Origin of the sequence: Micromonospora maritima (genome assembly GCF_902825405.1) — a bacterium.
In the GTDB taxonomy this organism is placed as follows: Bacteria; Actinomycetota; Actinomycetes; order Mycobacteriales; family Micromonosporaceae; genus Micromonospora; species Micromonospora maritima.
In genome coordinates this window covers 1-8,350 of record NZ_CADEAU010000235.1, presented here as the reverse complement: position 1 = coordinate 8,350, position 8,350 = coordinate 1, and the positions used below count along the sequence as shown (strand labels likewise).

The following is an 8,350-nucleotide window of genomic DNA, read 5'->3' as shown; positions in this document are numbered from 1 at the left end:
CCACGGGGCCGGCGCGCCGGCTCCGCCGCCGACGAGGGCGAGCGCGGGCTGCGCGGCCTTGTCGGTTCGGGGTCGTCGCAGGTGAGCGTGACCGCCGCGATGCGGGCCCGGGACGCCGCCCGCCCCACCGGGGACGACCTCGCCGAGGCCGAGGAACGGGTGGTGCTGGTCCGCCGCAACTGGGTGCCCCGCGAGGAGCTGCCGCGCGGCGGACGCTGAACGGCCGCACCCGGGCGGGTGCGGCCGGACGCGGTCAGGCGGGCAGCTCGGGCAGCCGGCGGCTCTGCTCGTAGTCGGCCACCTGGGCGATCCGCCGGCTGTGCCGGGGGTTGCCGGAGAACGGCGTGGTCAGGAACGCCTCGACCAGTGCGGTGGCCTCGTCCAGGGTGTGCTGGCGGGCACCGATGGCGACGATGTTGGCGTCGTTGTGCTCCCGGGAGAGCTGGGCGGTGTCCACGTTCCAGGCCAGCGCCGCCCGGACGCCGGCCACCTTGTTCGCGGCGATCTGCTCGCCGTTGCCCGAGCCGCCGATCACCACGCCCAGGCTGCCCGGGTCGCCGACCACCCGGTCACCGGTGTGCAGGCAGAACGCCGGGTAGTCGTCGTCCGGGTCGAAGGCGTGCGGACCGACGTCCACCACCTCGTAGCCCTGCTTGGCCAGGTGGTTGGCCAGGTGCACCTTCAACTCGAAGCCGGCGTGGTCGGATCCCAGGTAGACGCGCATACCGCGCAGTCTGACAGGCCTGCCCCCGGGCCGGCGCGCGGGCGGCGACCCGGAGGCGGATTCGTCACACGCCGGTCAGCGCGGCAGCTCCGCCACCACCAGCCCGGCCCGCGCCTTCGGGGTGAACCAGGTGCTCTTGCGCGGCATCTTCTCCCGGGCCAGGTTGACCGCGACGAAGTCGTCCACGGTCACCGGCGCCACCAGCACGGCCAGCTCGGCCCGGCCGGCGTCGACCTCACCGGTGAGCCAGCTCGCCGGGTAGTCGCCGCCCACGTACGTGATCCGCTTGTCGCCCGGGTCGAGACCCAGCGCGTCGCGCAGCAGCAGCCGCTCGACGAGCGCGTGGTCGAGGTTCTCCAACCGGCCGGCGCCGACGTGCGGCAGCGTCACCGCGTATCCCCGGCCGGCGAGGTGGAGGTGCACGGTGCCGCCGTCGGCCGGCACCCCGACCGGGCCGTCGACCCCGGTGACCTCCGCGCCGGCGGCGCGGAGCCGGTCGAGCAGCTCGTCCGGGGTGGTGGTCAGCTCGCTGACCAGCCGGTTGTAGGGCTGGATGGCGACCGACGCGGGCGTGGTGACCACCGCCAGGAAGCGCGGGAAGCCGCCGGTCTGGGCGGCCAGGCTGCGGTGGTTGCCGTCCGCCACCACCAGTTCTCCGCCGCCGGCCAGCGCGGTCAGCTCGTCCTGCTCCGGGCCCGGCCCGACCAGCCAGATGGCGTGGGTACGGCCGGACTGGTCGACGTCGGTCGCGGCGGGCGCGCCGGCCGCCTCGGTCGCCGTGGCGAGCGCGGCGTGCAGCTCGTCACCCCGCCCGGTCTGGAGCAGGAGTACGGGCGAGAGCAGGTGACCGAGCGCCTCGGCCAACGCGACGCGCTCGCGCACCTTGGCGATGAACACGTCCTCGTTGCGGATCACCAGACCCGGCTCGTCGGCCCGGGTGGAGATCTGGTCGGTGTCGACCATCGCCCACAACCCGTACGCGCTCTCCTCGCCGGGCGCGCTGATCCGGTAGAGCACCACGACCTGCTCGGCCGGGGTGTAGCTGCCGTCCGCCTTGGCCTCGCCGAGGCGGGCCACCGCGTCCGGGAGCGCGTCGAGGAAGGACTTCCCCAGGCTGCCCGGCGCCCGGTGGGGCATCTCGATGCCCAGGGCAGAGTGCGGGTTCGCCTCGACGATGGCGGTGATCTCCGCGTCGTCGGCGAACTCGTCGTAGTTCTGCGCGCCGGTGCCGCCAGTGGTGATCCAGGCCCGGGTGATCGGATGCACGACCGTCATGCCCGCTGACGCTACCCGGGCGCCGTTGCACGCCGCCGCCGGACTCGCCCCCTTCCACCAGGTGAAAGGAAGGGCCCCTTGTTAACGCCTCCGGTAGAGGAGGGGGCCCCGCTTAACACCGGCTCGGCTCAGGCGGTGGAGTTGCGGTGCCGGCCCGGGACCGGCGGGCGGCGGGTCGGCGCGGCCGGGCGGGAGCCGGCGTTGAGGCGTACCGTCGTCGCCCCGGCGGTGGCCGGGTGGCCGGCGGCGCCGGACCGCGCCGGGACGCGAACGGGCCGATCGGCCTCGGGCGGGGTCATCCGCGAGGTGGCCACCACCCGGGCCACGCCGACCACGATCGGCGGGGCCAGCAGGTCGGCCAGGTCGGCCGGGCCGGCCGGCCAGTCGCCCTCGACCACCGACCAGTACGTCGCACCGGAGTCCTCGGTCGCCGGCTGCGGCGCGTCGTCGGACATGCGGCGGTGCTTACCCATGGGAACGCCTCCAGGAGCTGCCGTGGTGCGGCCTCGCTCGGGGCCGCCGGCTGGGACACCCGGTGAAACGAGCCCCGCGCCGACCCGGTGACGGGCGACGCGGGGCTCGGTGCGTGTTAAGCGGGGGCCCCTCCTCTACCGGAGGCGTTAACAAGGGGCCCTTCCTTGCACCTCAGTCGAAGATGGGGCCCTGGGTGCGGGTGCGCTTGAGCTCGTAGAAGCCGGGCGTGGCGGAGACCAGCAGCACGCCGTCCCAGAGCCGGCCGGCCGCCTCGCCCTTCGGCGCCGGCGTGATCACCGGACCGAAGAACGCCACCTGCCGGCCGTCCGGACCCGGGGCGTGGACCACCGGGGTGCCCACCTCGGTGCCGACCGGCCGCATGCCCGCCTCGTGGCTGGCCCGCAGCGCGTCGTCGTACTGCGTCGAGTCGGCGGCGTCGGCGAGCGCCGGGTCCAGGCCGACGTCGGTGAGCGCGCCCACCAGCATGTCCCGGCCCAACTCCTCCTTGCCGAGGTGGATCCGGGTACCCATCGCGGTGTAGAGCTTCGCCAGCGCCTCGCCGCCGTGCGCCTGCTCGGCGGCGATGCACACCCGTACCGGACCCCAGCCCTTGCGCATCAGGTCCCGGTACTCCTCGGGCAGGTCCCGCCCCTCGTTGAGCACGGCCAGGCTCATCACGTGGAACCGGATGTCCACGTCCCGGACCTGCTCGACCTCCAGCAGCCAGCGGGAGGTGATCCACGCCCAGGGGCACAGCGGGTCGAACCACATGTCCGCGGTGACACGTTCGGTCACGGTGTCATCCCTTCACGACTTCCCCGCGCCGGGAGCCCCGGCGCCTTCACCTCCGATCCTCACCCCGAGCCGCATCGACCGGTACCGGAATGAGAGCGTGACCTCGACCACCGAAGGCGGTGTGTGCATGGAAGACTCGGTTTCGGCCGGCCGCCACGAGCGGACTGGGGCGAGGCCGGTGCCGCGGGGCGCGGCGAGACGAGTGGGATGGAGACGAACAGTGCCGGGAGTGCGCAACCTGACCCAGGTCGAGGCGACCGAGCGGGCCCGCCTGCTCGAGGTGACCGGGTACGACATCAGTCTTGACCTGTCGACCGCCGTGCAGCCCACCGGCCGCACGTTCCGCTCGGTGACCGAGGTCCGGTTCCGCTGCGCCGAGCCGGGCGCGGAGACCTTCATCGAGGTGGCCGCCGAGTCGGTGCGCTCGGCCACGCTCAACGGCACCCCGGTCGACCTGGCCGACTGGTCGGCCGAGAAGGGCCTCACGCTGACCGGGCTGGCCGCCGAGAACGTGCTCGTGGTCGACGCCGACTTCGGCTACTCCAACAGCGGGCAGGGCCTGCACCGCACCGTCGACCCGGTGGACGGCGAGACCTACCTCTACAGCCAGTTCGAGACCGCCGACGCGCAGCGGGTCTTCGCCTGCTTCGACCAGCCCGACCTGAAGAGCGTCTACACCTGGCACGCCACCGTTCCGGACCACTGGAAGGTGGTGTCGAACATGCCGGTGGCCCGTGAGGAGGCCGCCGGGGAGGGCCTGAAGACGCTGCACTTCGCGCTGTCGGAGCGGATGAGCACCTACATCACCGCGCTCTGCGCCGGGCCGTACCACGAGGTGCGCCACACCCACGACGGCATCGACATGGGCTACTTCTGCCGGGCCAGCATGGCCCCGCACCTGGACGCCGACGACCTGCACCTGATCACCACGCAGGGCTTCGACTTCTTCCAGGAGAAGTTCGGCGTGCGCTACCCGCTGCCCAAGTACGACCAGCTCTGGGTGCCCGACTTCAACGCCGGCGCGATGGAGAACTTCGGCTGCGTCACGCACGCCGAGTCGCACTACATCTTCCGGTCCCAGGTCACCGACTTCGAGTACGAGCAGCGCGCCAACACGATCCTGCACGAGCTGGCGCACATGTGGTTCGGCGACCTGGTCACCATGCGCTGGTGGAACGACCTGTGGCTGAACGAGTCGTTCGCCGAGTGGGCCAGCCACTGGTGCAACACCCACGCCACCCGCTTCACCGACGCCTGGACGACGTTCCTGTCCATCCGGAAGAACTGGGGCTACCGGCAGGACCAGCTCTCCTCCACCCACCCGGTCTACTGCGAGATGCCGGACCTGGAGGCCGTCGAGGTCAACTTCGACGGCATCACGTACGCCAAGGGCGCCAGCGTGCTCAAGCAGCTCGTCGCGTACGTGGGCGAGGAGCCGTTCCTGGCCGGCCTGCGCGCCTACTTCGGCAAGCACGCGTGGGGCAACGCCACCTTCGACGACCTGCTCTCCGAGCTGGAGGCGGCCTCCGGCCGGGAGCTGCGCAAGTTCGCCGCGCAGTGGCTGGAGACGGCGCAGGTCAACACGCTGCGTCCGGACGTCACGATCGGCGCCGAAGGCGCGTACGAGCGGGTGCTGGTCCGGCAGGAGGCGCCGGCCGGGTACCCGACGCTGCGTACCCACCGGATCGGGGTGGGTCTCTACGACCTGACCGACGGCCGGCTGGTCCGCCGCGAGCTGGTCGAGACGGACGTGACAGGTGAGGTGACCGAGCTGACCGCGCTGCACGGCAAGCCCGCCGCGGACGTGCTGCTGCTCAACGACGAGGACCTCTCCTACACGAAGCTGCGGCTGGACGAGCGGTCCATGTCGACGGTGGTGCAGCACATCGCCGACTTCGACTCGTCCCTGGCCCGGGCGCTGTGCTGGACGGCCGCCTGGGACATGACCCGCGACGCCGAGCTGTCCGCCCGGGACTACGTGACGCTGGTGCTGGCCGGGCTGACCGAGGACACCGACATCAACCTGGTCACCGCGATCCTGCGACAGGCGACCACCGCGCTCACCTTCTACGCCGACCCGGCGTGGGCGCCGACCGGCTGGGCCGACCTGGCCCGCACCGCGCGGACCGCGCTCACCGCGGCCGAGCCGGGCAGCGGCTTCCAGCTCGCCTGGGCCCGGGCCTACGCCTCGTCGGCCCGCTCGGGCGAGGACCTGGCGACGCTGCGGGGTTGGCTGGACGGCAACGGGGTGCCGGACGGGCTGACCGTCGACACCGAGCTGCGCTGGACGGTGCTCCAGTCGCTCGTCGCCAACGGTGCGGCGGGCACGGCCGAGGTGGACGCGGAGCTGGCGGGCGACCGCACGGCCAGCGGCGAGCGGGAGGCCGCGTACGCGTACGCGCTGGTGCCGACCGAGGCGAACAAGGCCGCGGTCTGGGCGCAGCTCACCGGCCCGGACGCGCTGCCCAACTGGCGCAACCGGGCGCTGCTGCAGGGCTTCACCCACCCGGCGCAGGTCGAGTTGACCGCGCCCTACCGGGAGCGCTACTTCGCCACCGTCGACCAGGTCTGGGCGCAGCGGGACAGCGAGCCGGCGCAGGAGTTCGTGCAGCTCGCCTACCCGGCGTACCTGGTCGACGAGGACACGGTCGCGGCCACCGACGCGTGGCTGGCCCGGGACGGCCAGCCGGCGTCGCTGCGACGGCTGGTGGCCGAGGGACGCGACGGCGTGGTGCGCGCGCTGAAGGCCCGCGAGCGGGACGCCCGCAGCGCCTGAGCACGGAGCACGACGGCCGGGGCCGGCGCGGGTGGGAGCCCGCGCCGACCCCGGCCGTTCACCGCTACGAGATCGTCGACGGGAGCCCGCACGTGATCCCACCCGGGGTTCGCCCACCAGGAGTTGGCGGACGATCTGCGCATGGCCCTCCGCCTCGCCGCGCTGAGACCACGAGAAAGCCCGGCCCACGCGGACGTGGGCCGGGCTTCGTCGTGTCTGTCGGCGGGCGCTCAGCCCTTGCCGGCGTGGCTGGCGAGCTGGTCGAGGCCCTGGATGACGCCGCCGGCCAGGTCGCCGCCGCCGAAGGCGGCCACCATGGAGAGCGCGGCCAGCTTGGCGTACGTGTCCGGGATGCGCTTGCGGGCGTACCTGCCGGTGACGATCTCCAGCTGCCGCTGGTTGGGCGACACGGCGATCAGCACCGACTTGTCCGGCTCGGCGAGCTGCCGGTGCAGCCGCTCGGCGTGCTCGCGGATCGGCTCGTCGAGGCCGCCCACGTAGACCGAGAAGACCAGGCCGGTGCCCTGGTCGGCCAGGCGGAGCGCCTCGTCGATGCGGAGCAGCTGCCGGGTCGAGAACGGCCCGTCCAGCACGTCGGGCGGGGTGCCCGTCCCGGTCGTGGGCCGCGCTTCACCAACGGTCACTTGCGCCTCCGGTTCCACCGGCCGGCGCCTCCCGGCCGGCCTGCTCCTGCTTGCGGCTGGTCAGCGCCGGGGCCTGCGCCCCGGCGGTCAGCGCCGTGCCGGCCGAGTCGGCCAGCTGCTCCGGGCGGCCCAGGAACCAGACCGGAGTGAAGTCGAAGGGCCGGCCCGGCCGGTAGCGCTTGGCGCCGCCACCGCCGCCACGGCTGCCGACGGCCGCCAGACCGGCGATCACCAGCACCGCGGCGAGCGGGATGCCGACGAAGACCACCACTGTCTCGGTAACAGACAATCCCAACGCCCCCAGGCGGAAAGAGAGACCAGGAATGTTCCGGGTCGGGTGGACGGTCACGACGGGCCGCGCCCGACCTCGCTTGTGATGTTCACGTTAGCGGAGTCGGCGGCCCGCCAGATTGCGGGGTGCTGATCCCATCCGCCACAGCAGTGCTCCAGTTGCGCGGCAGTGGCGATCAATGTCGCGTCGTCGCCGTAGCGGCCGGTGAGCAGCACCCCGACCGGCAGGCCCCCGGCGGTCCGGCCGACCGGAAGCGAAACGGACGGGTCGCCGGTGACGTTGAAGACGGCGCAGTACGGCGAGAAGCGGCGCTGCCTGTCGAAATCCTCGGCCGGGTCGAGCGCGGCGAACGCGCCGACAGGCGCCTGCGGCGCCGCCAGCGTGGGGCAGAGCAGCAGGTCGCAGCCGGCGGTGCGGCGCACCCCGCGGCGTACCTGGGCCTGGAGTTCGCCGAGCGCGGCCATCAGCCGGGCGGCGCCGATCGCCTCGCCCCGCTCGCGGAGGAACCGGGTCAGCGGCAGCAGGTCGTCCTCCCGGTCGGCGGGCACCGGGGCGAGCGCCAGCGCGTACCAGACGGTCTCGAACATCGGCCAGGCCTCCGGGCCGAGCGGCGCGGGGACCTCGACCACCTCGTGGCCGGCCTCGGCGAGCAGGGCGGTGGCCCGGTCGACGGCGGCGACACAGTCCGGGTGGACCGGCTCGTCGGCGAGCATCGGCGTGGTGAAGCGACCGATCCGCAGCCGGCCGGGGGCGGCGGCGCGGGCGACGCCGAGGTGCCGCCCGCCGGGGCGGCCGGCGGGAGGTAGGGCTCCCCGGGCACCGGTTGCGCCAGCACGTCGAGCAACGCCGCCACGTCGGTGACGGTGCGGCCGAGCGGGCCGTTGGTGGGCAGCCCGAACGCGCCGAAGCCGAGCGGGCCACCGGAGACCAGGCCGCGGCTCGGCTTGTAGCCGACCAGGCCGCAGAGCGCGGCCGGGATGCGCAGTGACCCGCCGCCGTCGGAGCCCTGGGCCACCGGCGCCAGCCCGGCGGCGACCGCGGCGGCCGCGCCGCCGCTGGACCCGCCCGCCGTGTACGCCGGGTCCCACGGGTTGCGGGCCGGCGGTGCCACCCGCCCCTCCGAGTAGAGCGAGCAGCCCAGCTCGGAGGTGGTGGTCTTGCCGAGGCTGACCAGGCCGGCGGCGGTCAGGAAGCGGACCACGTCGGCGTCGACCGGCGGGACGAAGTCGGCGAAGGCGGCGGAGCCGAAGGTGGTCCGTACCCCGGCGGTCAGCGTGAGGTCCTTGATCGCGGTCGGCACGCCGTGCAGTGGCCCGCGGGTGTCGGCCGGGGCGGCGTCGGCGGCCCGTGCCGCCGCCCGGGCGCGCTCG

7 protein-coding genes and 2 pseudogenes are annotated in these 8,350 nt (G+C 73.8%); 2 read left to right on the top strand and 7 right to left on the bottom strand.

Features of this window, described 5'->3' with window-relative positions; all coding sequences use genetic code 11:
• Positions 1–219: pseudogene (locus tag HUW36_RS19860) on the top strand (hypothetical protein); the annotation flags it as partial.
• A gap of 34 nt (positions 220–253) precedes the next feature.
• On the opposite strand, the gene HUW36_RS19855 reads toward HUW36_RS19860, so the two are convergent.
• From HUW36_RS19855 to HUW36_RS19840, 4 genes are all read right to left on the bottom strand, one after another.
• Positions 254–724, bottom strand: a complete 471-nt coding sequence (locus HUW36_RS19855; protein WP_091571788.1) for a ribose-5-phosphate isomerase — start codon at positions 722–724, stop codon at positions 254–256.
• A 75-nt stretch (positions 725–799) separates the two neighbouring features.
• Positions 800–1,999: a DUF1015 family protein gene (locus HUW36_RS19850; RefSeq protein WP_174529546.1), complete on the bottom strand. Its 1,200-nt coding sequence runs from the start codon at positions 1,997–1,999 to the stop codon at positions 800–802.
• A gap of 128 nt (positions 2,000–2,127) precedes the next feature.
• Positions 2,128–2,454, bottom strand: coding sequence for a hypothetical protein (locus HUW36_RS19845; RefSeq protein WP_246248234.1), 327 nt, complete (start codon positions 2,452–2,454; stop codon positions 2,128–2,130).
• 190 nt (positions 2,455–2,644) lie between these two features.
• Positions 2,645–3,268, bottom strand: a complete 624-nt coding sequence (locus HUW36_RS19840; protein WP_174529544.1) for a mycothiol-dependent nitroreductase Rv2466c family protein — start codon at positions 3,266–3,268, stop codon at positions 2,645–2,647.
• Between the two features lie 229 nt (positions 3,269–3,497).
• On the opposite strand from HUW36_RS19840, the gene pepN reads away from it, so the two are divergent.
• The gene (gene pepN / locus HUW36_RS19835; RefSeq protein ID WP_174529548.1) at positions 3,498–6,044 is read left to right on the top strand and encodes an aminopeptidase N; all 2,547 of its coding nucleotides are present in this window, start codon (positions 3,498–3,500) and stop codon (positions 6,042–6,044) included.
• Between the two features lie 230 nt (positions 6,045–6,274).
• Here pepN and HUW36_RS19830 read toward each other — a convergent pair whose 3' ends face one another.
• From HUW36_RS19830 to HUW36_RS19820, 3 genes and pseudogenes are all read right to left on the bottom strand, one after another.
• Positions 6,275–6,688, bottom strand: a complete 414-nt coding sequence (locus tag HUW36_RS19830) for a DUF5130 family protein (protein WP_174529543.1) — start codon at positions 6,686–6,688, stop codon at positions 6,275–6,277.
• On the bottom strand, positions 6,675–6,977 hold the full coding sequence (ctaJ, locus tag HUW36_RS19825; protein ID WP_484502598.1) for an aa3-type cytochrome oxidase subunit CtaJ: 303 nt from the start codon (positions 6,975–6,977) through the stop codon (positions 6,675–6,677). The genes HUW36_RS19830 and ctaJ overlap by 14 nt, the downstream gene beginning before the upstream one ends.
• Before the next feature lie 56 nt (positions 6,978–7,033).
• Positions 7,034–8,350: pseudogene (locus HUW36_RS19820) on the bottom strand (amidase); the annotation flags it as partial.

Excerpts from the sequence above, each read along its gene's own strand:
- HUW36_RS19850 (WP_174529546.1), bottom strand. The coding sequence starts at position 1,999 with ATGACGGTCGTGCATCCGATCACCCGGGCCTGGATCACCACTGGCGGC.
- HUW36_RS19855 (WP_091571788.1), bottom strand. The coding sequence starts at position 724 with ATGCGCGTCTACCTGGGATCCGACCACGCCGGCTTCGAGTTGAAGGTG.
- HUW36_RS19845 (WP_246248234.1), bottom strand. The coding sequence starts at position 2,454 with ATGTCCGACGACGCGCCGCAGCCGGCGACCGAGGACTCCGGTGCGACG.